Source organism: Hominibacterium faecale, assembly GCF_020734085.1.
GTDB classification, from domain to species: Bacteria; Bacillota; Clostridia; order Peptostreptococcales; family Anaerovoracaceae; genus Hominibacterium; species Hominibacterium faecale.
Window position 1 is genome coordinate 301,233 of sequence record NZ_JAJAGH010000003.1, and the last position, 26,629, is coordinate 327,861.

Here is a 26,629-nt window from a genome sequence, read left to right on the forward strand (position 1 = left end):
GGCTCATTCCAGGAATGGAAAGGAGCTTACCATCATGTCAGAGAAAAGACGCGATAGCAAAGGTCGAATTTTAAGGACTGGAGAGAGCCAGAGAAAAGACGGAAGATACGCTTACAAATATACGGACGCATACGGGAAACCTCAATTCGTGTACTCCTGGAGGCTGGTCGCCACCGACAAGACTCCGGCCGGAAAGCGGGATGACCTCCCGCTCCGGGAAAAGGTGAAGGAAATCCAACGGGACCTTGACGATGGCATTGACACCATCGGGAAGAAAATGACAGTCTGCCAGCTCTATGCAAAGCAGAACAGCCACCGCAAGAATGTCAAGCGGAGTACCGAGAAGGGCCGTGAGTATCTGATGGCGGTGCTGAAAGCTGATCCGCTGGGAGCCAAAAGCATTGATACCGTGAAGCAGTCGGACGCCAAAGAATGGGCGATCAGGATGGACGAAAAAGGCTATGCCTATAAGACCATCAACAACTGGAAACGGTCATTGAAGGCGGCCTTCTACACGGCGATTGAGGATGACTGTATCCGCAAGAACCCGTTTAACTTTGCCCTGGATATGGTCCTGGAGGATGACACGGAAGAAAAAATCGCTTTGACTCAGGAGCAGGAGGACAGCCTTCTTGCTTTTGCAGCCGGTGATCCGGTCTATCGGAAGTATTGCGACGAGATCATTATTCTTCTGGGAACCGGCCTCCGTGTTTCCGAACTCTGTGGCCTGACGGTTAATCTTGATTTTGCCAACCAGCAGATCAATGTGGATCATCAGCTTTTAAGAGACAGTGAGACCGGCTACTATGTGGACGCGCCGAAAACCAAAAATGGTATCCGGCAAATCCCCATGAGCGATAAGGTCTATGAGGCGTTGAAACGGGCTGTGAAGAACCGGGGAAAGGCAGCAGCGGTCAATATTGACGGTTACAAGAATTTCCTGTTTCTCAATCAGAACGGTTATCCCAAAACGGCGTCCAACTATGAAAGCATGTTCAGGGGGCTTGTAAAAAAGTACAACAAGAACCACAAGGAGAATGAAGCTCTCCCGAACATCACTCCCCACACCATGCGGCATACTTTCTGTACTCGTTTAGCCAATGCGGGAATGAACCCGAAAGCATTACAGTACATTATGGGCCATTCCAATATCACCATGACGCTGAACTATTACGCACATGCGACCTACGCTTCTGCGAAGGCTGAAATGGATAGGCTGGCGGCATAGTAGTAAGGGCAGTTTTTACTACACTTTTACTACTTTTGATTGCCGAGTGAGGCTTGGAAATGCCGAGTTGTGCCGAGTATCTTCCGTAAACGAAAATGCCGGAAAAGCCTGAAATATCAGGCTAAACCGACATTTGCCACCTAATGCAAAGATAATCAGAAATTCGCTATAACTTTTGTTATAAAAAAATGTAATATTTGATGAGGTGCAAGAAGTCCCGAAGGCATTATCAAGCCTGAAATATTTTTTCGAAGACTCACCAGAATATCATGTCATCTGTGCAGGTTTATTGCTTGGCATCGCATTACATGGCGGAACATCTTTTCCTGTTGGAAAAGTAGAGTTCCTGAAGCTCTATCCATTATCCTTCAAAGAGTTTCTAATGGCAATGGGAAAGGAACGATATGTTGAACTGAAAGCAAAGAGCCTGAAAACATATAGAGAAAAATACTCCTCCATTATGTATTTTTACTGACTTTTGTTCCATCCAACTTCTGCCCAGAGATCAAAAATCGTTAAACTACGAACTCGTTGAAATCTAAGCGGGTTCTTTTGCTTTGTGCTGAAATCCTTTGACAATACAAATATCCATAATTTAAAAAAATGATCTTTTTATTGTTGACAGATTGCATATTTCGCATAAAAGAAATATAATGTGATGAAACTAACTTATAAGTTAGTAGATTAAGAGTTAGCTTTAAAGATAGGAGGGGACATTATGTTTTTTGGAAGAAGCGAAGAACTAGAGAGCATGAATAAACGATATAATAAAAATAGATTTGAGTGTGTTATTATCTATGGCAGACGTCGTGTGGGAAAAACTTCACTGATTAGAGAATTTTGCAAAGATAAAAAAGATATATATTTCTCGGCGATTAGAGGAACTGCGCAGGATAACTTGGAGGAGCTGTCAAAGGCAATCTATATGTACAAAGAGCCTGAAAGCCCACAAGCGCCAATTTATGCAAGCTTTGCGGATGCCTTTGATGAGATTACAAATATTGTAAAGAAAGAGCAGGTTGTCTTTGTAATAGATGAATATCCTTACCTTGCCGAGGCTGACGGATCTGTATCTTCCAGATTGCAGCATATTATCGATCATGTATGGCAGGACAGCAATCTTTATTTGATTTTATGCGGTTCATCTATGAGCTTCATGGAAAATCAAGTTCTTGGATATGAAAGCCCTTTGTATGGGAGAAGGACGGCACAATATAAAATCCAGGCAATGAATTACAGAGAAATTACCGTATTTAATCCGGAATTGGATGCGGGTGACCAGGCCTTAGTGTATGGGATAACTGGAGGAATACCCCACTACATCAATAAACTGGATGTGGTAAACGATGTGGATGAAGCGATCATAGAGAATATTTTTGATTCATCGGCTTATCTTTTTGAAGAACCTGAAAACCTGCTGAAACAGGAACTTAGAGAGCCTGCTGTCTATAATTCTATTATAAGCGCAATCGCAGGAGGTGCTTCCAGAGTAAATGAAATTGCGACGAAAGTTGGCCTTGCTACAGGTGCATGCAGCAAGTATTTGAAAGTTTTATTGGATCTTGAGATCGTGAGAAAAGAAACACCGATTACAGAAAAACCTGGAAAGAAAACGATTTATGTTATTGAAGATAATTTCTTCAGATTTTGGTACAGGTTTGTTTCTAAAAACCTGTCGTCTGTAAACGCAGGTAGAATCAAACTAATTTACGATGCGGCAATAAGGAAAAACTATCCTGATTATATGGGTTTAGTTTTCGAGAAAATGTGCAAAGAATATCTGTTATATTATGAAAACAACCCCGATTATGTTATAAAAGAAATCGGACAGTGGTGGGGAACAGATAAGAAAAATCGTAAAGAAATACAGATCGATATTGTTGGCACGGTAGCAGAAGGAAAAGAATATATCATCGGTTCGTGTAAATATAAAAATGAAAAAATTAACATAGATGAATTGCAGCTGCTTCAGGATTATGCAGAAGTATTCGGACTTGGAAATAAATATCATTTCTATATGTTCTCCAAAGGTGGATTTACCGATGCATTGATTGAAAAAGCGGATGCAGGAGAGGTTAAGCTGATATCTTTAGAGGATATGTATTTATAGTATTTTTACCATTGAATACGGCGTTGTCGCAAGGTATAAAATAGTGAAAGATGCTCGACGCGGCTCGCAAGTTATACTATTCTAACCATCGGAATGCGGCGTTGCCGCAAGGTATAGAATAGTGAAAGATGCTCGACGCGGCTCGCAAGTTATACTATTCTAACCATTGAATGCGGCGTTGCCGCAAGGTATAGAATAGTGAAAGATGCTCGACGCGGCTCGCATCTTATAATTTGTTTGCCACGACGAAAAAATTTCACGATATTCCACTTTGAGGCTATGCTGCACTCAATGGACAATAACGTATAACACATCGTGATCTGTGTCTGGCAGCTTTTCCCACGATGAAAAATCATCGCGAACTTAGAGCAAAACAAGCTCAAGCGATCATTTTACGTTTCACCTTTTATGAATCCGGGTCAGAAGGGCCCACTCCTTCGGAACCAGAATGGCGGAGCAACGCCTCTCCGAATGTTTCTGCTATGCTCCCTTCTAGGTAGACAAGTGAAATAACAAAAACTTGTCACTTAGGAGGGAGCATATTTTATGTCTGAAAAAGTAAAAGAACTATTACCAGAACAAAAACTTTGGTCTTTAACGGGCAGCTTCTGCCACTGATAAAAGAAGCTTATGAGGAAAAAAGTGGGATTTTAGGTTATCGTCAAATGACAAGAAAGCTGAACCGGGAAACTGATTTTTCACAGTGATCGTGGATACCAGTATACCTCAAAATCATTTAAGAAAAAGTTGGATAATGCCGGTATAACCCAGAGTATGTCCAGAGTGTCTTGCTGCATTGATAATGGTCCAATGGAAGGCTTCTGGGGGATGCTAAAATCTGAAATGTATTACTTAAAAACGTTTCATACCTATGAAGAACTAAAACAGGCAGTAACCGAGTACATAGATTACTATAATGGCTCACGATATCAAAAACGACTCAACTGCATGACGCCTTTAGAATACAGGCACTACCTGCAAACAATAGCTGCATAAAAATATCTCCAGCCGAACAACTACGGCTGGAGATAGAAAACTTTTTTTTCCATCTGTCTACTTGACAGGGGGGCGCTTCAAACGAATGCGACAGCCCCTCCTTTTTTTATCCTATGTAGCAATTAAGATTATATTCTACAAGTTATTAGCCACTTCAAAGGCATCCCATATGGCATACATAATATTGGAAACGTTGCGCGCATCCCCTAACAGATGCAGGTCCGCATAATCATACTGGATCTCTTCATAGAGCTGCCTGTTGGATTCATAGCCAACGGCAAGGATGACACTATCGCAAGGGAGAACCTTGCTGCCCTGGGCGGTTTCCACGGTAAGCTTTCCCGCCTCATAGGACTTTGCTGCAGCGCCTGTGAGCACTTCAATGCCATGGAACGGGATTAACCGCTCCAGCATTTCACTGTTTGCATGGCAGAGGGGCCCATTGACCGCCAGTACTTTATCCAGCGTTTCTACGATGGTCACTTTTTTTCCTTCCTTGGCAAGCCAAAGAGCCGTTTCGCATCCAACAAGGCCGCCGCCGATGATCACCACTGTATCCCCGCAAGCTTTTTCTTTCATCAGCACTTCTGATGCTGTATAAACGTTCTCCTCATCGCCAAGGCGAAACCGCTTCGGAGTCGACCCGGTGGCCAGAATCACAGCCTCGGCCTTTTCAGCGGCTATTACCTCAGAAGTTGCCTTGGTGTTTAAATGTACCGTAACATTATGAAGCTCCATTTGCTTGGCGAACCAATCGGCCAAGGCAAGGTCATCCTCCTTGAAATCCGGTGCTCCGCCGGGAAGAAGGTTACCGCCCAGCCGCCCGGCCGCTTCGTATAGTACTGGCTCATGGCCCCGAATAGCCAAGACGCGGGCTGCCTCGCAGCCAGCAACGCCGCCGCCGATGATCACAACTTTTTTCTTCTTCGTGATCGGATTATACGCAGCGTAACGCTCGCGGCAAGCTTGCGGATTCACCGCACAATTAAGGGCCGAGTACTCCTGGATCCTGCCCATGCAGCCTTCTTGACAGGAAATGCAGGGTCGTATTTCATCCACCTTTCCAGCACGAAGCTTATTGACGTATTCCGGGTCGGCAAGCAGCGGCCTTCCCAAGCTGACCAGATCACAAGTGCCTTCAGTGACAGCGGCCAGAGCCATTTCCGGGTCATCCATCCTGCCGGCGCAGATGATCGGCACCGCTACCGTCTCTTTCATCAATTTAGCATAAGGCCGGTAGAGCCCCTTTTCCTGGTACATAGGGGGATGGCTCCACCACCAGGAATCATAGGAACCTACATCTGTATCAAGCGCATCGTAACCGTAATCTACCAGCAGTTTTGCCGCTGCCACGCCTTCTTCCAGGTCCCGGCCTTTTTCCTCAAATTCCTCTCCCGGCAGGGCTCCTTCCCGCAAATCTTTAATAAAGCTCTTGGGTGAATAGCGCAAAGTCACAGGGAAATTTTCGCCGCAGGTTCTCTTGATTTCTTCGACGATCTCCTTCGCAAAGCGGAGCCGGTTTTCCAGGCTGCCGCCGTACTGATCGGTTCTTTGGTTAAACAAGGCGATGGCAAACTGGTCGATGAGATATCCTTCATGGACTGCATGGATCTGCACGCCGTCAAAGCCTGCACGCTTGGCATTGTAAGCGCCTTTTCCAAACTGTTCTACTATGGTTTTGATTTCTTCTGCCGTCAGCTCACGGCAAGTACGATCCAGCCAACGGTGTTGGATCGGCGAAGGTGCTACCGGCGGAAAATCGCCAAGGTTTGTGGGAATCGTCACGCGTCCAAAACCACCGGACATCTGCAAAAAAACGTTTGCCCCGTAAGCGTGGATGCGCTCGGTCATTTCCCGAGAGGTCCTGGTGAAGTGGACTGGGTTATGGGTCGAGCATGGGACATTGGGCATACCGTGTTCCTCTACCACATTGTCAACAAAGCTGACGCCGGTAATGATCAACCCGGTGCCACCTTTGGCCCGCTCTGTGTAGTAGTCAATCCCCCGTTGGTTAAAGCCGCCTTCGGCATCGGCAAGGCCCAGGGGCCCCATGGGAGCCATGGCAAAACGATTTTTGATTTCTAACTTTCCTATTTTTACAGGTGTAAAAAGCGTTCGATATCTGCTCATTTTAGAATCCTCTCTTTCTGGTTGCAGAATAACATATAACTTTGAACGTGTCAATATTTACATGTTTGCTTTGACAAAAAAGATTGCAGGCGGTGAAGCCCTTATGTTAAAATAGAACAAGTTCTAGGAGGAGATTGGATGCGTACATTAAAATATGCGATTTTAGGCCTGCTGAGCCGTGAAGATATGACCGGATACGATATAGCGAAAATTTTCAATGCCGAGTTGGCGAATTTTTGGAATGCAAAGCACAGCCAGATTTATCCGGAGTTGAAACGCCTGACAGAAGAAGGCCTGGTTACCTTTCATGTGGTGGTGGCCGGAGACGTGCTGGAAAAGAAAATGTATTCCATCAGCGAGCGCGGCCGCAAAGAACTGCACACCTGGCTCATAAAAGACGAACTATTAGAACCTACGCCCAAGGACAAGTTTCGGCTGCGGGCCTACTTTGGTGACCAAATGGATACGCAGGACCTGTGCCAGCTGGTAGAAAGCCAGCTCCGGCAGCGCCGCCTGAAGCTGGAATTTCTTTCGCAGCGATTAAGCGAATATGTAAAGGTTCCCAAAGCGGGGACGGACCGCTTTGGAGATTATATCCTATTGGAAGGTGCGGTCATGCGGGAAGAGACTTATATCGCATGGCTGGAAAAAGTCCAGGGGTATCTGCTTGTGTAGTTGTAGGGCAATGTATCGTTTGACTCAACAATTGGGGAAACAACTTAATTGTTGAGCTAATTGTTTCGCACCGTAGTGGACAGCGTTATAATATAGGGTTTGAAAAAATGTGTTTTTTGGCGGATAAATTCTAGGAAAAATGTGCAACGTAATGCGTTTTCAGATTTGGTAAAATGGAAAAACAGTGAAGAACGTAAGCCGCTGGTTATACTCTCTTGTACCGGATAAGCTGCTGGCTGCTCTGGAAGTCTATCACTGCGGAAAACTCTATCAAAAGACAGAATGATTTTGTGCTTCAAAAGAGATGGCGGCTGTTTGCACCAAAGAACTTAAAAGTACTGGCTGATCAAGGGGTAGGTGATTATGATGCAACAGTGCTGTCCCAATTGATCAAAAAAATATCCTGTTTTCATATTGACTAAAATTCGTGTGATCTAAGAAATAGGGCTGCTGCATGAAAAGCGATTTGCTTCATGCAGCAGCCCTATTGGTGTGCGTCCGGCAGCACATGCTTTTGCGAATTAAAGACGGCATATGTTTTTCGGAATAAACTTAATTCCTGCACCGGTTCGAGTATACTCACTATTTAAGATAATCAAATAAATAGAGCAATCCAAAAAAAGTTAACAAATTAATAGTTGACATATCAATTAAAATAGATATAATAATATTTAGAAAAATCAAACAACAGAGAGGGATACCAATGAAACGAGAACATAAAATACTTTTTACTCCTTTTAAAATCGGAAAGCTTCAGCTTAAAAATAGAATAGTCATGACCGCAATGACGGGGACCGCACTCATCAACAAAGGAAAGTTCAACAGCAGTGTCACCGAATATTACATAGAACGGGCAAGAGGCGGGGTCGGCCTGATCATTTCAGGCTGCTCTGTGGTATATGACATGTTTGGACGTGATTACTGGGTGAATGATGCTGTTGACGTATTTGAGGGACCCATAAAAACTCTGATGGAGCAAATACATGATGCCGGAGCAAAATTTTTTATGCAGATTGGAGCGGGGCTTGGCAGGGTTGCCAACCTGGAAGTGGGCCAGAAATTTGCAGGAGCAGATGTTAATAAAGTGCAATTTGCACCCTCGCAGCTTCCTAATGTTTGGAATAGACAGCGCATCCACAGAGAAATGAACAAAGAAGAGATCGAAAAGATCATCGCTGCTATGATCGAGACTGCTGCCTTGGCAAAGTCCGCCGGAATCGACGGTGTAGAAATACATGCGGTTCACGAAGGATACTTACTCGATCAATTTGCCATTGCAAATACCAATCATCGAAAGGATGAATATGGCGGAAGCCTTGAAAACAGACTGCGGTTTGCAACGGAGATTATAAAAGGCATCAAGAGGGAATGCGGAGCGGATTTCCCGATCATGGTAAGGTATGGCGCAGTAAGCAAAATGAAAGGCTTTAATTCGGGAGCACTTCCTGGCGAGGATTACGTGGAGTTCGGCAGGAACCTGGAAGAAAGTCCGGCAGTAGCAAGGCTTTTGGAAAAAGCAGGTGCGGATGCGCTCGATGCGGATAACGGATCCTACGATTCCTGGTACTGGGCGCACCCACCGGTATATATGCACAAAGCATGCAATCTGCCCGAGGCAGAATACATAAAAAACTTTGTCCGGATACCAGTCATATGCGCAGGCAGAATGGAGGATCCGGATCTGTCGGCAAAGGCGATTGAAAACGATAAGATCGATGCGGTTGGAATCGCAAGACAATTTCTTGCCGAACCGGAATACGTGGAGAAAATACGAAAGGAAGACTTTGAAAATATCAGACCATGCATCGCATGCCATAACGGATGTTTGGGATCATTGCTCGCCGGTGAAGGCGTTTCCTGCGCATTAAGACCTGCTACCATGAGAGAAAAGGAATATGAGCTGATTCCTGCAGAAAAGAAACGAAACGTCATGATAGTAGGAGGAGGTATCAGCGGCATGGAGGCGGCAAGAGTTGCCAAAAAGCGGGGACATGAGGTGGTGATTTATGAGAAGAGCGGTCGATTGGGCGGCGCCTTTACCGCTGCCGCAGCGCCGGCGTTTAAAGAAGCTGATAAAAAGCTGATCGATTGGTATAAACATCAAATGGAGGAAAACCAGATCCCAGTCGTGATAAACACCTGTGTCAATGAGGCACTGATCCGGGAAGTAAATCCGGACGTTCTGATCAATGCCTGTGGAGCTTTTCCAAGGCAAGTGCCAATCCAAGGGGCAGACAGCAGTCATGTTATAGAAGTCAAGGAGCTGCTGCTGAAAGGATGCTGCTTAGATGGGAAAACCGTGGTAGTTGGAGGAGGCCTGTCAGGATGTGAGGCGGCCTACCAGCTGGCCCTTAACGGAGGATGTGTGAGAATCATCGAAATGGCCGAGGATATTCTACAGGGAAAATTCCTCAGTATGGCAAACTCCTCAATGCTCCGGGATCTGATGAAGCGGCATGATATCGAAGTTCTTACATCGACCCGGCTGCGCAGAATTCTCAATGGAGAAATCGAAATCGAACAAGAGCATAAAATCATGAAGATTCCGGCAGATCACGTGGTCATGGCAACCGGGTATCTGCCGAAAGAAACGTTTTTTGACAGATCTGAAGTGAAAGAAGTATATACGGTTGGAGATGCGGTAAAAGCTGGCAGTTTAATGGATGCAATCAAGGATGCTTATCAAATCGCATTGAAGATATAAAAGGAAATGTATTTCTTGTATGAAGGAGGTTTTGTAATGAAACACAGTAACCAAATGACAGTCAGCAGCATCGATAAAAGACGCTGGATCGTTCTTGTTCTCCAGATGCTGGTGGGATCGGTAACGGCTTATGTATACAATCTGACGATTTACATAGGCCCGATGAATGAAAAGCTGGGCTGGGACCCAAGCGTGGTCATCCTTGTCTGGACCGTTATGATGGTAGTGGGGCTTCCGGGGTCCTTGATCGGCGGCAAACTCAATGCAAAATACGGAAGCAAATTCGCGCTCAAAGTCGGAGGCATCGCTTTCGGCGCCGCAGTGATCCTCAGCGCCTTTTCCACCTCGGCGATCATGTTTGTGATCACAGACAGCATCGCATGTCTGTGTATGTACGTGGTCTATGTATCCCAGCTGGCAAACGTAGGAGCTCTTTTCCCAGACAAAAGCGCTTTTGCCACCGGGCTCTTTATTGGCGCCACTTCTCTGGGCACCGCCCTGCTGGCTCCCTTTATCGAGTGGCTGACCAGAACCATGGATCTGATGCACGGGATCGCGCTTCAGGGAATCATCTATGGAGCAATCGTATTCATTTGCGGATTCCTGATCGTAGAAGCTCCGGAAGGCTATGTTCCGGCCAATATGGAAAAGAAACTGGATGAAGAGGAAAAATCCAAATATATCGATCGGCCTGATTATACAGTCGTACAGATCCTTAGGAAACCTTCTTTCTGGCTGCTGATTATAGGCGTTGTCGTAGGCACTGCATTTTGCAATGGCCTTTCCGCAAACTTGTCGCTGGTGGCGCAGAACGCGGTAGGAGTAGGGACGACCGCAGGAGCGCTTTTCTTCTCTGCCTGGCAGATTTCCTGCGGTGTTGGCGGCATCGTTGTCGGTTTTATGTCAGATAAGTGGTTTGGACCGGTCAAATCTTTTATGCTTTTGTGCATTGTCTGCGCAGCAGCGGCGCTGATCCTTGTGGCGGTTGGGGTTGATAAATACGCCTTATTCCTGATTATCATCATTATCCTGGGACTTGGCGCGGGTGCCATCCTCACATTGATCCCCGATACATCCATGCAGGTATTTGGCGAAAGGAATTTTGGATTTACTTACGGCATCCTGGTATTTGCAGGGGCAGGAGCTGCGTTGATCGGAACTCAGGTAACGACAAGATGCACGTCTGTCATGACCTTTACTTACGGCGCAATCCTTTGCCTTGCAGGTGCAGTGACCTTCTTCTTGATCACGATGCTGCTTAAAAAAGAAAGCAGGAAGGAAGAAGCTGTCAGGGTTGGTGCGGAAAAATGAGAAAAAAACTGCTTACAAATGGAAGGATATATACGGTAAAAGGAGATTCTTGGAACAAGAAGCCGCAAAAGAATATGCTGATCCGCGCAGACGGAAGAATCGAGCTTGTAGGCGAATTGCAAGCGCCAGTAACAGAGGATGTGGAAATCATCGATCTGCAGGGAAAGACGGTGCTGCCCGGGTTGATCGATTCCCATGTCCACGTTCCAGGCATGTCTCTGACAGAATTGTTGGAAGCGGATCTTTTTTCTTTAAAGAGCAGGGAAGAACTGAGGGAACGCATTGGCAGCTTCCTGAAAGAACATCCAAAGCAGGATACCCTTTATGGAACCGGGTTTGATATGAGCATCCAGGATGAAGAGGGGAATCCTCCCTGTGCAAAATGGATCGATGACCTGGCTGAAGATAAGATGATAATCCTGCAATCCGGTGATATGCACTCGATGCTGCTCAATACAAAAGCAATGGAAACGATCGGTCTTCTGAAAAAAGACTTTGTGTATGAAGGTCCGGGGCGTATTCATAAAGACGCAGCAGGCTGTCCCACCGGGCTTCTGACCGACACTTGGGACATCGATATTCCGAAGCATGTGTTTTCTAAGGAGGAAATAACAGAAGCTTTATTGGATTTCCAAAAGAAAATGCTGGCATGGGGCTACACGGGGATCATGGCCGCGGCGCCTTTTGCCAAGGGGCTGCCCATAGAAATCCTCCAATATCCAAAGGACAAACTGGGTATCCATATCAACGGCAGTATCTTGATCCGGCCGAAAGAGCGCAAATCACGGATGGACCAGCTAATCAAAGCGAGGGAGGAAATGAACCGCAGTGGACTGAAAATGACAACGGCAAAATATATGATCGATGGCGTTATAGAAGGCAATACGGCATATCTGAAACATGCGTACTGTAACAGAGAGGGCTTTACCGGAACTCCCGTGTGGAAATACAGTGAACTGACAGAATCCTTTGAGGAAGCCATAAAGAACGGGTTTCAAATACATGCGCATGTGATTGGAGATGCAGCAGTTCAGATGACCTTGGATGCGATTATTGAGGCCCGGAAAGCTGCAGGTAATACCGATCTGCGCCATGTTCTCACCCATTTGCAGCTTGTCGATGAAAAGGATTTCCACAAGTTCGGTGCCGCTGGTATCATTGCCGCGGTACAAACGTTCTGGCATTACAAAGAACCCGGATTTTATGAAAATATCGAAGTACCTGCCCTTGGCCGGCATCGGTCAGAGAACATGTACCCGCTCAGAAGCCTGAAAGAAAACGGTGCGGTTATTACAGCTTCAGGAGATTATCCGGTATCGCCGGACAATGATCCGCTCCTGGGAATCCAGATGGGAATTACGAGGAACGCCTGGAACATGGGAGTCGCGGATCCGGATGATACAGCTTATCTTTTGAGCAAAGAAGAGCGGCTGACTGTAAAAGATATGGTGGAAGCCTATACGATCAACGGCGCGTATCAATTGTTCAGGGAAAAAGAGATCGGAAGCCTGGAAGCTGGAAAATTGGCTGACTACATAGTCCTGAGCGACGACCCTTTTGAAGTGGAGCCTATGAAGATATCAAGAATTAAAGTTATGGAAACCTGTTTGTCCGGTAAAACAGTATATAAAATCAGATGACTATGTTATAATTGATATAACAACAATATCAATGTAAAAGAGGTTTGTTATGCAGCGAAATAGAACAGAATTAAACGCAATCATATACAGGATCAATAAACTGCTGAAAATGCAGACACAGGATGCAGTAAGGAAATTCGGCATCACCACCGATCAATGGATCGTGCTTGGGCGGATTTACAACTCAGAAGAAAATATGAATCAAAAGATGCTTGCTGAGTCCTGTTTTAAAGAGAAGGCAGCGATCACGCGGATCCTGGATATCCTGGAAAAGCAGGAGCTGCTGGAAAGGCGGGATTCGCCTGCAGACCGAAGGGAATATCTGATCTATATCACCAAAAAAGGCAGAGAACTATATGAGCAGAGTCTTGTGGAAATTGAAAAACTGGAGGGGTATGTGAACGAAACCTTCAGCAAAGAAGAACTGAAAGAAATCATGACACTGCTCGCCAGGCTGGAAAAGGCTTTAATGACCTGGAATTAAACAGGACCTAAAAGCCCATCGCCGTCAGGAACGTTAAACGGCGGTTATATTTTGAATTTATAGTTGATATATCAACTGAAAGGAACATAAAATGGATAAAAATGATTTTTATGAAACAAGCAGAATGCTGTGCTGTCAGGGTTATGGCAGGAGCATCGTGGAAACCCTGCTCAGTTATACATCGTCCCCCATCGGATTCAGACTGGGAGGCACGGAGGCAGAACATAAAACATCAAAGTTCATTGCAGACGAATTGAAAGAAGCAGGGCTGAAGAATGTCAAACTGGAAGAGATTCCGGTAGATGCATTTGAATTAAAAGGAGCCAGGATCCGGATCGACGGATCCCCCGGCTCAGATGGAAAAAGGATACCAAAACGGCTTCTGACAGCATCCCAGTTTGCAGGTTTTCAGGGAACGGCTGGAGAGATCAGGGCGCAGGCTGTTTATGTAGGCAGAGGATTTAAAGATGATTATGAGGCGATCAGCAAAGAACCTGATTTTTTCAAAGACAAAATCGTGGTGCTGGATGGCAGTTTTGATACTGTGTGGGTCGGCTGGCAATCTGCAGAGGCCACTGTGCGCGGCGCCGTGGCCGCAATCTATACCACATGTCCGGAAAACAAGGAAGGGACATATTTAACTTATGCACCGGATATGTTAATCGGAGCGGACGGGGAAAATAATTTTGAAGATATCCCTGCGGTATTTATCAGCCGGCAGGATGGTGCCTGGCTCAAAGACCAGCTGAAAGATTCGCCGGAAACGAGCATTACTTTGGAAAGTAAAGTACAGGTGACGTTAGCAAAAGAAGGCGGTATCGGATACAATGTCATTGCAGAAATTCCTGGGAAAAGAAGTGATAAAGTCATTCTTCTGGCTGCTCACCAGGATGCACATTTAAAAAGTGCGGCAGATGATACCGGAGCAGTAGCAACTGTAATGACAATCGCCAAGGCAATGATAATGTCCGGATATGAACCGGAGGCTACGATCAGGCTCCTGTTTACGTCTTCAGAAGAATACGGCAAGATCAATACTGTGTACGATTGGCAGCATGGTGCAGTTGAAGCCATGATAGCCCATCCGGAGTGGAGGGACGAAACGGTAATCGTCCTCAATTATGAGGTGATGCCGGAAAAAGGCGCAGTGACTATGTTTCGAGGAGTGCCTGAAGTAATGACACTTGTAGAAAAATGTGCGGAAGGCATGAAGGGTGAACATTACCCTGCTGTTGTTCGAACTCTGGAAATGCTCATTTCGATTGCAGATGAGTGGACCTTTTGCGCGCATGGAATCCCTTGCCTTTCTGTGACTTCTATGCGGGAGGATTATCTGGGCCGATACCATACGAATTACGACTGCGTAGAAAATCTTGATTATAAAGCCATGGGTCAGATCGCCAACGCCAGCTTCGATCTCATAACTGCCTTTGATGAGGGGCTGATTGATTTCAGTCTGGAAAGAAGAGTTGCAGATTTTGATGCCTGGTACAGCGATCCGGCGACTTCCTCACTGGAAAAGGAAGTTCAAATGGGCATGTCGAAAGAGGAATTTGAAAAAATCGATGTGGAGCCTTTACTTGTGGAGAAAGTCGATCAGGCTTTAACAGCATGGACCGCTTCTGTTGAAAAATTCAATACCGCTAAAGGGGATATGGCAAACATAATAGAAGCAAACCACAAGTTGATTCAGTATAACAAGCATGTTCTGAGCAGCTGCATCGCATCGAGCGTGGGACAAAATACCATCTATCCCTATATGCAGACCCAATCAGATGCCGCAGCTCTCAAAATGGCAATTGAGGAACTTGACAAAGACAGGCCGGAGAAGGAAGCTGTTTTGGCTGCCCTCGATAAAGTCAATCTGGATCTCTTTGGATGGGTGCCGCTTACAAAGTTTATCAACTGGTTCAGTCTTGAAACGTGCAGAAGGATGTTTGAGCTTTACAAACCCATGGAAGGAACCTGGGGGTATTACGGCAAACTCTCGCCTATGCCGGATATCTATGAAGAATATATCGAGGTGAGAGATTCACAATCGCCGGATTACAAAAAAATCAAAGCAGCGATGATCGAGCATTATCAGTTTCTTACAAAAGAACTCGCCCTTAGATTGGATAAAACAGCAGAAGATATGAAGAAAGCAGCAAAGCTGCTGGATGATATTAGATAGAGGTGAAATTTTGGATATTAGAAAAAACGCCAGAGGATGGGCCATCGTAGCAGTGTCATTTTTGATCCTGATGTTCATATTCGCGACCTGTATAAGCTGCATGGGGGTGTATGTAAAGCCTGTATCCGAGGATTTGGGAATCCCCAGAACTTCCTTTACACTTACCATTACCATACAAGCTTTTGCCATGATGCTTTCCTCTATGCTGGCAGGAAAGATGCTGGAAACGTATAATATGAAACGTTTGATGATGGCTGGAACAACAGCAAGCGCCGTATGTATGTTTATCTTTTCGGTTGCTCCTTCCATTACATACTTTTATCTGGCTGGCATACTTATGGGAGTATCGGTTGCCTTTACATGCAACATTCCCATTTCAATCCTTATAAAAAACTGGTTTGATGAAAAAAAAGAAGGCTTTGCCTTGGGGATTGCATTTGTGGGCAGCGGCGCCGGGGCAATGGTTTTAAATCCGCTGTATACGTTCATAATAAACAGCTACGGATGGAGAGCCTCTTATTTTACAGCAGGAGCTTTTATGCTGGTGGTACTTATCCCCTTGATCGGGTTCATTGTTGTAAAAAGTCCGGAAGAATTAAAATATACAAATGGTACTAAAACATTCACATCGGAAGAGAATCCTGCAAAGCAAATCAGAGAGGATGATTTTACCCTGTCAGACGCCTTAAAACAACCTCAGACCTGGGCCGTATATATCGGGTACACAATTCTAACCTTGGCCAGTATGGCCTTACTGAATCATGGTATTCCTTTTATGACCGATTATGGAATGCCGTCGTCTGTTGCGGCAGCAGTGATTTCGATCAGTTCCGCTGCGTTGATTCTTGGAAAAGTCATTTCCGGCGCATTGTATGACAAGTATGGCGTACGCAGGGTTACCATATTTGAAATGATTGTCGTTACGTTATGTATTACTGGTTTTTGGATTAATGGAATGATCGACTCGATGGCAATGATTGTGTTATTTGTTGTTTTATACGGAATTGGAATCCCGGTGGCAACGCTGTCTATGCCTTTGATCCTGCCGATTATGTATGGGAAATCTAATTTTGGCTCCATAATGGGAATGTTCAGTACAGCTTCCGGTTTGGGCGGGATGCTGCAGGTTATTATCAGCCTGATCTATGATTCCACCGGGAGCTATTACCCGGCATGGATTATTCTGAGCGTGCTGTGTCTGCTCAATGTGGTAATCTTCGCAGCTTATGCAAAGTCGCTGAGAAAACATGCAATCTGACCCCGCGGGAATCCAGGCAGGGAGTTTTTTTCAGGAACGAATGGAATAACTTGTCTGTGGCGCCACAAGACGAAGATTAAGAGTTTGGTTCAACAATTGAGGAAAACAACTCATTTGTTGAGTTAAAACACAGGCTTGTAGGCTGTCCAAATGGAAAACACCTCTTATATTAAAGCCTTTGTCAGGAATTGTAGCCTGTAGGCACTGGAAAAGTCTCAACAACAAGCAAAAAATAATACATTGTTGAACCAATTCTCTTATTCGACAATTTTCGACACCACTCTCGGCAGGGCTGTCCCAATTGCTCATTTTCATGGAAAGGTTAAAGCAGATAAAAGAAGCTTCGGAAGAAGGAAAATAAAGAACTTCTCAGACCGAGGTTGCCGGCCATACCCTTTAATGTGTGGGCCGTGTCAAAAGCAGCGGGGTAGTCGCCGGCCTGTAATGTCTGGCCCAGTTTATGTAGATTCTCATCCCGTGGCAGCATGGAGAGTATCCTCAAATACATCTGTTCGTTGCCCATAAATCGGGCCATTGTGGTTTCATAGTCTCCACCGTATTTCTGAAAGACTTCTCTTAGATCTGCCATTTTCTATTCCTCCTCCCGGCCCAAAATAAAGTCGTAGAGAACCTGATACAGCCGCTCCGGTTCAATGGGTTTGGCCAAATGCGCGTTCATGCCGGCCGCCTTACTCTTTTCCATGTCGTCGTCAAATGCATTGGCGGTCATGGCGATGATGGGGATGGTTTTGGCGTCGGCGTTGCTCATGTGGCGGATATTATTGGCTGCCGTCAGCCCATCCATCTGCGGCATCCGGATGTCCATCAAAATGGCGTCATAAAAGCCCGCCTCGGTTTTGCTGAACAGCTCGATTGCCCGCAGCCCGTTTTCCGCCGTGTCCACGGCAAAGCCCTTGCTCACAAGCAGGGCCACCGCTACCTCGGTGTTGATGGCGTTATCCTCAACCAAAAGAATCCGGCGCCCGGTAAAATCATAGACTGATGGCTTATTCCCTGCACTGATTTCCTCTTTTTCACCCAGCGCCTTGGAGAAGGCGGAGATTAGAGAGGACTTGAACATAGGCTTGCTCATCAGCAGATTGACGCCCGCCAGCGTGGCCTCGTGCTCGATGGAAGCCCAGTCGTAGGCCGTCATAATAATGATGGTGACATCCGGCCCCACGATAGCGCGGATGCGCCGGGCGGTCTCGATTCCATCGATATCCGGCATCTTCCAGTCGATGAGGATCATGTCGTAATGCTTTCCTGTGTCCCACATCGATTGTACCCGTTCGATGGCCTTGCGTCCGCTGTCCACCCATTCGGCGGTGATCCCCATTTCCTTGAGCGTGGCCACGGCGCTTTCACATACCGCCACGTCGTCGTCCACCACCAGAGTTTTCAGAGCGGAAAAATTGGGGAGTGCCTTTTTCCTGTTGTGACGGAGCAGCTCCTCCTCCGTGATGCCCAACTGCACATCCACCGTGAACTCAGACCCAATGCCTTTGATGGAGCGCACCGTGATTTTGCCGCCCATCATATCAATGATGTTTTTTGAGATGGACAGGCCAAGGCCGGTGCCGCCGAACTGGGCGGTGGTACCGATGGATTCCTGGGAGAACGGCTCAAACAGGTGAAGGAGGAAGCCGTCACTGATGCCCACGCCGGTATCGTTGACGATAAAGCGAAGCGTGGAGCCGTTCTTGCTCTTCCTGTGCAGTGCTGCAGAGAAGGTGACCTTGCCGCCCTTGCCAGTAAATTTAATGGCGTTGGACAGGATATTGAGCAGCACTTGCTGCAGTTTCATGGCGTCCCCAATATAAAAATCGTCCAGAGTGGGATCTACAATGCACTCGTATTCCATGCCCTTTGCCGCCGCCTGGCTGTAGCAAATGGCGTTGAGGCCGTTTATAAAGTCTTCTGTGGGGATTTTTTCATTTTTGAGCAGCATTTTTCCGCTCTCGATTCGGCTCATGTCCAGAATATCGTTGATGAGGGAGAGCAGGAATCGGGAGGAGATGCCAATCTTTGAGATGCACTCGGCCACTCGCTCGTCGTCTCCGACGGCTTGGGCGGCGATGGCGCTCATTCCGATGATAGCGTTCATGGGAGTGCGGATCTCATGGCTCATACGGGAGAGGAAGTCCGTTTTCGCCGCGTTGGCCTGCTCCGCTGCGGCAAGCGCGGCAGCCAGCGCCTCCTTTTGCTGCTGTTCCTGCCGGACGATGTTCGTCACATCGGCTCGGGTCATGCACACCCGTCCCAGCTCCTCGCCGATATAGAAAACTTGGAATCGTTTGACCCGTCTTTGGCCGTCTTGCCGCAGCTCCAGCACGAAGGTGTAGGAGCTTTGCCGGGCAAGCTCCCGCCGCATGTACGCAGGGTCCAGCTTCTCCAAAAATTCCTGCTGCTCCGCCTCATCCATACAGCGGGCCGCCACCTTTCGGATTTCCTCCTGAAAGTCCCCTTCCAGAGGGACGGTGGGACTCCACTCACTGCCACAGACCACCAGACGGTAGGCGCCGCTTGCCAGGTCGATCTCCGTAATGACGTCGTAATCCAGGCTGGAGACCCGCTCCAGCATCCGTTCCAGCATTCTCTGCTCCGTCACATCAAGGGTGTAGAAAAAGGCGATGACATCGCCGCTTTCCGGGTTGGTATGCAAGCGGAAGCTGGTGCTGCATAAAAAGACGCCGCCGTTCTTCTTTTTGCGGAGAAATTCAAAGTGGTAATCGGCTTTTCCATTGGAAAAATCGTTTAACACACAAGTCCGGTTAAGCACGGTGCGAATGTAATGACCATATTCGGGGTCCACGGCGGATTCAGCCAGCCGTTCCACGGCAGCCCCATAGGAATCCCCCCGCCGGAAGAGTGCCAGGCCTGTGGTGGCCTGGTAGCTCTCCACATAGTCTAGGGTGATGTTGAGCCGCCCTTGAATGCTCCCCTTCGCCGAGGCAGTCTGGGCAAAATAGGCCATCTCCTTCTCGTAGAGCTCCCTGACCCGCGCCTGTACCTGCTTTTCCTCTGTAATATCCACAAAGACGCCATAGAAATATTGATTTCCGTCGTCCTCTGTGAGCCGCTGGGCCTTTAGGGATATCCATTTGACGCTTCCGTCCCTGCAGATCAGCCGGTGCTCGTCCTGAATTGTACAGCCGCGATCCCGGTCCAGCTCCAGCCTAGCCTGCACAGAACCCAGATCCTCCGGGTGGACCACCTTTGACATCCGGTTTCCCAGAGCGGCAAATTCCTCTCTGGTATAACCCAGGAACTTGTAAAGGCCGTCGTTGGCGCTTACGACGGAAAATCCTTCGTCATACTGGCAGCGGAATACTGCGCCGGGGACGTTATTGTACAGGTGCATGACCTCTGCCTGGGCCATTTTCTGTGCGGTGATGTCAATGCACACCGATATAATGGCCGGCTTGCCGTTTTCCGCCGTGATTTGGCGCCCCATATCATGGACCCAGATGTAGGAGCCGTCCTGCTTCTTCATGCGGTATTCCACCACATATTGGCCGCCCCCGGCCATCTGACTGTCTACCTCGGCGTCCACCATGGCCCGGTCGTCCGGGTGCATGCAGTTTGTGACCAGCCCCCTGATGTCGGCGACAAAATCCGCCTCGTCCGCATAGCCAAGATGCTCCAACATTCGATTGTTGACGAAATAGAAGGGGAAGCCCTCTTCTATATACCCGCCCATCATGCCTCCGGGCAGGGAGTCGTTAAGCAGGTCCTGCCGCTGCTTGGCCATGTTTTCCATCACCAGGGTTTTAGGATAGTGCTCTTCGCCCCGTTGGCTGCTGCTGGGTTCGGAAAACCACAGGGTGCGCAGCCGCCAGGACTTTTGCCGCCGGACCAGAGTAAAGAATCCCCGCAGCCGCCAGCGATACTGGGTATTCTTGAGGATCATTCCCACGGACAGGTTGCGGATGTCCGCATCGATCTCCTGCTCCTGAAAGAGCGTAAGCTCCACCGTGAAGGGTTCAGGGATCTCCTGAATGTCCCGGGCCAGATAATCCCTCATTTCTTGGGGGCTGTGGGCGAACTCGTCCTCCCCGGTGCCCACAAAGCAGAACTCATCGCCTAAAAAGGGATAGACCTCCTCGGCGTTTCTCCGTTCGAACCAGGCGCTGCAAAAAGCCTGAAACGTCTCCCAGGCAGTCATCATTTTTTTCATCGATTTCATCCTTTCCAAGACCAACAATGGTCTTACTCGCGCCGGTCGCCTCCAGTACCTTGAAGCAGTCAGAAAAAGTCCTGCGCACCTGAGTACGGTATTCCTCGTTCTCGTCGGCCACCAAAAGAAGCCTGCCCATGTGGTCCACAGAGCTGACAGACCGGCTGCTTTCCACGTCTGCGGAAGGGGCCTGCGCTGTCAAGACCGAAACAAAATTCTCCACAGGCATGGGTTTGGCAAAATAATACCCCTGAGCGTAGTCGCATCCATTGTTTTGAAGTCTCTCCAGCTGTTCTCGAGTCTCCACACCCTCCGCCACTACGCTCAATTTCATCCAACGGGCCAGATCGACGATAAAGCGCAGGATGCCCAGGCCGGCAGGTTTTGTAATCTCCGTCTGGATAAACTTCATATCCAGTTTCAGCACGTCGATGGGCATTTCCGTGAGCATATTCAGCGAAGAGTAGCCGCTGCCAAAATCGTCCATCTCGATGACGAAGCCCAGTCTGCGCAGAGCGCCCAAGGTTTCGATCAGCTGTCGGGAAGTATCCGTGTACGCGCTTTCCGTTATCTCCAGGTGCAGACGGGAAGGAGAGAGGCCGTACCGCTGTATGAGCCTCGTGAGAAGGTCCACCAGGTCTGTGTTGTAAATATCCATCCGGGAGACGTTGACGGAAACGTTAACGCTGGGATAACCTTTCTCATCCCACGCCTGCATCAGGGCGCAGGCCCGCTCCCAGACATATTGGTCCAGCTTGGTGATAAAGCCGTTGCGTTCAAAGATGGGGATGAACTCCGCGGGCGACTGCAGGCCCCAGTCCGGATGATTCCAGCGCACCAGCGCCTCAGCTCCCGCCAGCCGGCCGTCCCGGATCTGGTACTTGGGCTGCAGGTAGACCTCGAACTGCCCCGTGGCCAGAGCCGTCTCCATGCCGTCCGTGATGGCCTGCCGGCGCAGCAGCGTGCCCCGCAGCTTGTCGTCGTAGAGGGCAAAGTGTTTGCCATACTTTCCCTTGATACTGTGCGCCGCCAGCAGCGCCCGGTCACACATCTGTTCTACGGAGATTTCCCGGTCCTCCACCGTGTAGATGCCGTATTTCATGGTCACATTTTGATCGCCAAAGCCGCTGTTGATCCTGCTGTCAGACTGGGTGAACATCTCGTCCGCATAGTCTTCACGGTGCTCCAGGAGGCAGGCAAACTGGTCTGCGTTCAGGCGGCCGCAGATTCCACGCTCTCCTAGCCGCTGGCCGCAGAGCTCCGCCACTTGCCGCAGTAGGCGGTCCCCGGCGGCTATGCCGAAGGTGTCGTTGATCAGTTTGAAGTCCTCAATGTCAGAACAGAGGATATCATATTTCACATCCGGGTTCCGAAACAAGATATCCCTGACCTGCTGGCAGAAATATTCCTTGCTGTACACCCCGGTGAGCCGGTCATACTGGATCTGGTGGATGAGGGCGGAGGTCTCCCGCAGGCGGATGATACCGGCTGCCCGGTGTAAAATGACCTGGGCGCGGTAGGGCTTGGTGATAAAGTCAGTGGCCCCGTGGGAAAGCGCAGCCCGGTTAATTTCATTGTCTTCAACCACTAATATTTTTCTCTCTAATAACATGATTCACACTCAATCCTTCAGGTTATCTACCTAATATATATACATAATATACATATTGCTCTGATTTCGGATGACATATATTTGTCATTTTCAATGACATGATTTTCAATTTAAGACTATCGTATTATAGGATACTTCTTTTTTAGGCAAAATTCAAGGGATTAGTCATAATTGACAATGACATTTATGTGTCATTTATAATGACACATAATGCGAATTTTGTTGCAAACTTATTCATTTTACGATACACTGGTATAAAAAAGGAGGATGAGACTTTGCAGTTCTATGAAAAGCTAATTTTTGTCATGAATTTGACACAAACGACGAACCGGGAGCTGGCTCAGGCAGCGCAGGTAGACCCCTCCATCATCAGCCGTTTCCGCAGTGGGAAGAGAGGGCTCCCACGCAATCTGGAACCGCTGCGCAGCATGGCGGATTTCCTTGCCGAACGCTGTACTGGCGAATACCAGAGAAGAGCTCTGTCAGAGATGGCGGGGATCAGACGGATCCTTATGGACAAGAAGGAACAGCTGTCAGAATTTCTGTTTTGCTGGCTGTGCGGTGACGCAGATGGAGTGGATCGCTTCATGCGCGGCTTTGAATCGCTGACCATTAAAGGTATTGCGTCCAACTCCACCTTGGAGGCTGCAACGATCAGCCGTAAAGGGAATTTTATTCATTTTGGAAATGAGGGAAAGCGTGCCGCGGTGCGGTCTATGTACCAACACCTGCTGGCCCGGCAGAAACCGGGTACGATCTGCATTCTTGCCGATGAGACCGACGACTGGCTGATGGAAGATTATGATTTTACCTCCCAAATGCAGGCCTGGCTGCTGGACTGTATCCGGCAGGGCTTTCAGATCTGCCATATCATACCGCCGATCTACTCGGGCGATCAGATTCTGGAATCCCTGGCCCGCTGGATCCCGCTCTACATGACCGGCAAGGTAAAAGCCTACTTTTATCCCCATATCCGCGACCGCCTTTACCGGCACACCATTATCATGGAGCCCGGACAAATCGCGATCGCGTCCCATTCCATGGCGGGCGATCCCACCAGCTACGCCACGATGCAGACCACAGACCCCGGGCTGCTCCGCGCGATGGAATCGGAGTTTGAGGCCTACCTTGCCCTGTGCCGGCCTATGCTGAATACCTACTCGGAGCCCCAACAGCTGTTCCAATGCTTTATGAAATTCCTGTCGCCCCAGGGATTCCGCATTCAAAAGCTGATCTCCTTGTCCGCAGTGACCGCGCCCTTTGAACTTGTTGCGGATTCCATAGGAAAAAGAGAGGATCCTGAGCAGAAACGCCTGGGCGAGCTTTATCTTCAGGAGATGAAGCGGTTGGAACAGGAGCAGGACCAGTACAACCTGATTGATATCGTTCACCTGGCCAGCGCCGATCAGGTCCGCTCCGGTACGGTTCCCATCACTGCTACCTGCTGGTCGAGCGGGGCTATTTACTATACCCCGGAGACCTATACCCTGCATTTGAAGAAGATCCTGCATATTTTGGACACCCATGAAAACTATCACTTCGTCCCCCTGGAAGGAAATGTTGAACAGGAGAGCTCCCTTTTGGTTAAGGAAAATCACAGAGCGCTTCTGGTGCATGCCTCGGAGCCCTTTACCGTCTTTGAGATCTCCCAGCCTGAGATCGTGGCACTATACCGGGAGTACCTGTTTCGCCTGGCGGAGAAAGTGGGATATAAGGGTATTCACCGAACGAAGATTAAGTCCCGGCTCCGGGAACTGATCCGGGAGCTGGAGGGGTGACACATGAAAACGTGACGATAATACCAGCCTTTATTGGCTGCCGTTAAAGCAGTAGGGGGAAAAATTGATATGAAAAACAACGATAATTCAATGAATTCCGGGCAGAAACATAAAGTGCGCCGAGCGATCCGTTTCCCGATGCTGCTTATGAGCTGTATCGCGGTTTTTTCCGTTGTTATCCTGTTAACGTTTTTGTTCTACCATTCCCTGGAGCGGGAAATCTACAAGGAGCGTGCTGCTTACATGACAGAGATTTCGGCGCAGGTGGTTTCCACCACAGACACGGTTGCCAACGCACAATGGAATCTTGCGGCGATCCTGGCAAATCGCATGAAAGCATCCCAGATATCCGGCACGGCGGAACTGACGGAGTGGATCGTCTCTGAGGTCAAGATCCACGATCAGGATGAGTTGAGTTTTCTCGTGTTTGACAATGCAGGCAATTATTATGACGCCGCTGGAATCCGGGTACGGTGGCAGGGAAACCTGATGTCAATCCAGAATGATTCACCAAAACGGCAGGTGGAGGTCATAACCCTGTCTACAACGCCCAAGAATACCGATGAGATGGTGTTTCTGCTGCGCATGGAAACTCCGGTCGTGTTAAAGGCCGAAGGCGTGACCCTCACACATGTTGCAGTGGTGCGGGATATGGATTTATTTTACGAACAGTTCCAGGTACCCTCCTTTGAGGGCTCAGGAGAGAATTTTTTTGTAAGCAGCGTGGGGACGCGGGTTTATCGGGGCAAGTCGTACAGCAAAGTGATTGGAGACGTTTACAACGTACTCAAGCCTCTGGAGAGGATGTCCTTTCGCTTTGAGGGCTCTTATGAGAAGCTGAAAGACATTATTGCAAGCCGGGAAAAGTGCTGTATGGAATTTTCGGACACGGAGAATACGCACTATTATGTCACCAGCGTGCCTATGGGCATAAACGACTGGTCCATTTTGAGCGTGGTGCCATCCTCTGTGGTCAGCGCACAGATGCAGCATTTTCTGAATATGACGCTCTTCGGCATGGGTGCCATCGCATTGCTGGTGCTTGCGGCAATATCCACGGCAATTCTGCTGATTGTCCGTTATCGGACCAGCCAGGAGCTGCTGCACCAGCAGGCGGAGATGAATGCCGCTCTGCAGGAGGCCGCGCAGACCGCGGAGGAAGCCAGCCGCGCCAAAACAGTATTCCTCTCCCACATGTCGCACGATATCCGTACTCCGATCAACGGCATCATGGGTATGACCGACATTGCGGTGCGCAATCTTGGCGACATCGGCCGGGTGGCGGATTGCCTAGGGAAAATTGCAGTATCTTCCAAACATCTTTTAAGCCTGGTGAATGACGTACTAGATATGTCACGGATTGAGAGCGGAAAAGTCAAGCTGGAACACAAGCCGTTTTATGTGGAGGCGCTGCTGGATGCCTGCTACAGCCTGGTGGCGGGTCAGGTACAGGAACGCGGCCTCACGATGAAAAAGGAGTTCTCCGGGGTGGGACAGCTGGTGCTGTCGGGTGACGAACTGCGCCTGCGGCAGATCATAATCAACATTCTGGGGAATGCCGTCAAATTCACGCCGGATGACGGGGAGGTTGTATTCACCGCCTGCGGCAAAGATGTGGGCGGTGGAATCTCTGAACTCACGCTGATCATTCAGGACAACGGGATCGGCATGAGCGAAGACTTCCAGCAGAAGATTTTCGAGCCCTTTACGCAGGCGGAGGACAGCCCGAAGAGCCGCTATAAAGGAACCGGGTTAGGCATGTCCATTGTCAAGCAGTTCCTGAACCTGATGGGCGGCAGCATTGAGTTGCAAAGCGCGCCGGGCCAGGGCAGCAAATTTGCCGTGAGGCTGTGCCTGCCCAACGTGACAGCCCCGCTCCGTCAGGAACATGCACCGGATGATGATGTGTCCTTATTAAGAGGATTGCGGGTGCTCCTGGTGGAGGACAATGAACTGAACATGGAGATCGCCCGGTACATTCTGGAGGAGTGCGGCATGGAGGTAACAGGAGTGGAGAACGGCCTGCAAGCTTTGGAAATTTTTGAAGACCGCCCGGAAGGAAGCTTTGATGTGATTCTGATGGATGTGATGATGCCTGTGATGGATGGTCTGGAAGCCACAAGAGCTATCCGCACCGGCAGTCATGGCGATGCAAAGACCATACCCATCATTGCCATGACTGCCAATGCCTACGCCGAGGACCGGAGGGCCGTGTTTGAGGCCGGGATGGACAGGCATCTGGCAAAGCCGATCGAACGCGAAGAGCTGCTTCATGCTTTAGTCGAACTGCGTACCAGAACAAAGGATTAGTATACAGAGCAAAAGTAAAAAGGCCGTACGAGGAGGATTA

General features: G+C 48.5%; 17 protein-coding genes. 13 read left to right on the plus strand and 4 right to left on the minus strand.

What is annotated here, in order from left to right; translation table 11 throughout:
- Positions 1 to 34: 34 nt before the first annotated feature.
- The 4 genes from LG211_RS04210 to LG211_RS20100 all read left to right on the plus strand — a co-directional run bounded on the left by LG211_RS04210 (position 35) and on the right by LG211_RS20100 (position 4,334).
- Positions 35 to 1,228, plus strand: a complete 1,194-nt coding sequence (locus tag LG211_RS04210; protein WP_269477042.1) for a site-specific integrase — start codon at positions 35 to 37, stop codon at positions 1,226 to 1,228.
- Positions 1,229 to 1,421: 193 nt separating this feature from the next.
- Complete coding sequence (locus LG211_RS04215) at positions 1,422 to 1,703, plus strand: AAA family ATPase (protein WP_148395342.1); 282 nt, start codon at positions 1,422 to 1,424, stop codon at positions 1,701 to 1,703.
- A gap of 243 nt (positions 1,704 to 1,946) precedes the next feature.
- Entirely contained in the window at positions 1,947 to 3,338 is a 1,392-nt protein-coding gene (locus LG211_RS04220) for an ATP-binding protein (RefSeq protein WP_227755024.1), read from the plus strand.
- 747 nt (positions 3,339 to 4,085) lie between these two features.
- The gene (locus LG211_RS20100) at positions 4,086 to 4,334 is read left to right on the plus strand and encodes an IS3 family transposase (protein ID WP_148394635.1); all 249 of its coding nucleotides are present in this window, start codon (positions 4,086 to 4,088) and stop codon (positions 4,332 to 4,334) included.
- Positions 4,335 to 4,469: 135 nt separating this feature from the next.
- Here the strand turns inward: LG211_RS20100 and LG211_RS04230 are convergent, their stop codons facing one another.
- The gene (locus LG211_RS04230; protein WP_227755025.1) at positions 4,470 to 6,464 is read right to left on the minus strand and encodes an oxidoreductase; all 1,995 of its coding nucleotides are present in this window, start codon (positions 6,462 to 6,464) and stop codon (positions 4,470 to 4,472) included.
- A 138-nt stretch (positions 6,465 to 6,602) separates the two neighbouring features.
- Between LG211_RS04230 and LG211_RS04235 the strand changes: the two genes are divergently transcribed.
- From LG211_RS04235 to LG211_RS04265, 7 genes are all read left to right on the plus strand, one after another.
- Positions 6,603 to 7,139 (plus strand): PadR family transcriptional regulator, encoded by a 537-nt coding sequence (locus LG211_RS04235; protein ID WP_253019563.1) that lies wholly within the window; start codon positions 6,603 to 6,605, stop codon positions 7,137 to 7,139.
- A gap of 703 nt (positions 7,140 to 7,842) precedes the next feature.
- Positions 7,843 to 9,843, plus strand: coding sequence for an oxidoreductase (locus LG211_RS04240; protein ID WP_148394641.1), 2,001 nt, complete (start codon positions 7,843 to 7,845; stop codon positions 9,841 to 9,843).
- A gap of 36 nt (positions 9,844 to 9,879) precedes the next feature.
- Positions 9,880 to 11,154: an MFS transporter gene (locus LG211_RS04245; RefSeq protein WP_269477043.1), complete on the plus strand. Its 1,275-nt coding sequence runs from the start codon at positions 9,880 to 9,882 to the stop codon at positions 11,152 to 11,154.
- Positions 11,151 to 12,794, plus strand: coding sequence for an amidohydrolase (locus tag LG211_RS04250; protein ID WP_269477044.1), 1,644 nt, complete (start codon positions 11,151 to 11,153; stop codon positions 12,792 to 12,794). Before LG211_RS04245 ends, LG211_RS04250 begins: the two co-directional genes overlap by 4 nt.
- A gap of 49 nt (positions 12,795 to 12,843) precedes the next feature.
- Positions 12,844 to 13,278, plus strand: a complete 435-nt coding sequence (locus LG211_RS04255; protein ID WP_269477045.1) for a MarR family winged helix-turn-helix transcriptional regulator — start codon at positions 12,844 to 12,846, stop codon at positions 13,276 to 13,278.
- 91 nt (positions 13,279 to 13,369) lie between these two features.
- Positions 13,370 to 15,451, plus strand: a complete 2,082-nt coding sequence (locus tag LG211_RS04260) for a M20/M25/M40 family metallo-hydrolase (RefSeq protein WP_269477046.1) — start codon at positions 13,370 to 13,372, stop codon at positions 15,449 to 15,451.
- 10 nt (positions 15,452 to 15,461) lie between these two features.
- Entirely contained in the window at positions 15,462 to 16,709 is a 1,248-nt protein-coding gene (locus LG211_RS04265; protein ID WP_269477047.1) for an MFS transporter, read from the plus strand.
- 322 nt (positions 16,710 to 17,031) lie between these two features.
- Here LG211_RS04265 and LG211_RS04270 read toward each other — a convergent pair whose 3' ends face one another.
- From LG211_RS04270 to LG211_RS04280, 3 genes are read right to left on the minus strand one after another with little or no spacing between them, the layout of a single operon-like run.
- On the minus strand, positions 17,032 to 17,298 hold the full coding sequence (locus LG211_RS04270; RefSeq protein ID WP_269477048.1) for an Hpt domain-containing protein: 267 nt from the start codon (positions 17,296 to 17,298) through the stop codon (positions 17,032 to 17,034).
- Positions 17,299 to 17,301: 3 nt separating this feature from the next.
- A complete protein-coding gene (locus tag LG211_RS04275; RefSeq protein WP_269477049.1) occupies positions 17,302 to 20,889 on the minus strand; it encodes a response regulator in 3,588 nt (1,195 codons plus the stop codon).
- Positions 20,789 to 22,501 carry a putative bifunctional diguanylate cyclase/phosphodiesterase gene (locus tag LG211_RS04280; protein ID WP_253019569.1) on the minus strand — a complete coding sequence of 571 codons (1,713 nt, stop codon included), beginning with the start codon at positions 22,499 to 22,501 and terminating at the stop codon, positions 20,789 to 20,791. Before LG211_RS04280 ends, LG211_RS04275 begins: the two co-directional genes overlap by 101 nt.
- Before the next feature lie 275 nt (positions 22,502 to 22,776).
- Here LG211_RS04280 and LG211_RS04285 point away from each other — a divergent pair, with 275 nt between their 5' ends.
- Positions 22,777 to 24,279, plus strand: a complete 1,503-nt coding sequence (locus LG211_RS04285; protein ID WP_332108594.1) for a hypothetical protein — start codon at positions 22,777 to 22,779, stop codon at positions 24,277 to 24,279.
- Positions 24,280 to 24,348: 69 nt separating this feature from the next.
- Complete coding sequence (locus LG211_RS04290) at positions 24,349 to 26,589, plus strand: ATP-binding protein (protein ID WP_269477050.1); 2,241 nt, start codon at positions 24,349 to 24,351, stop codon at positions 26,587 to 26,589.
- The last annotated feature ends 40 nt before the right edge of the window (positions 26,590 to 26,629 follow it).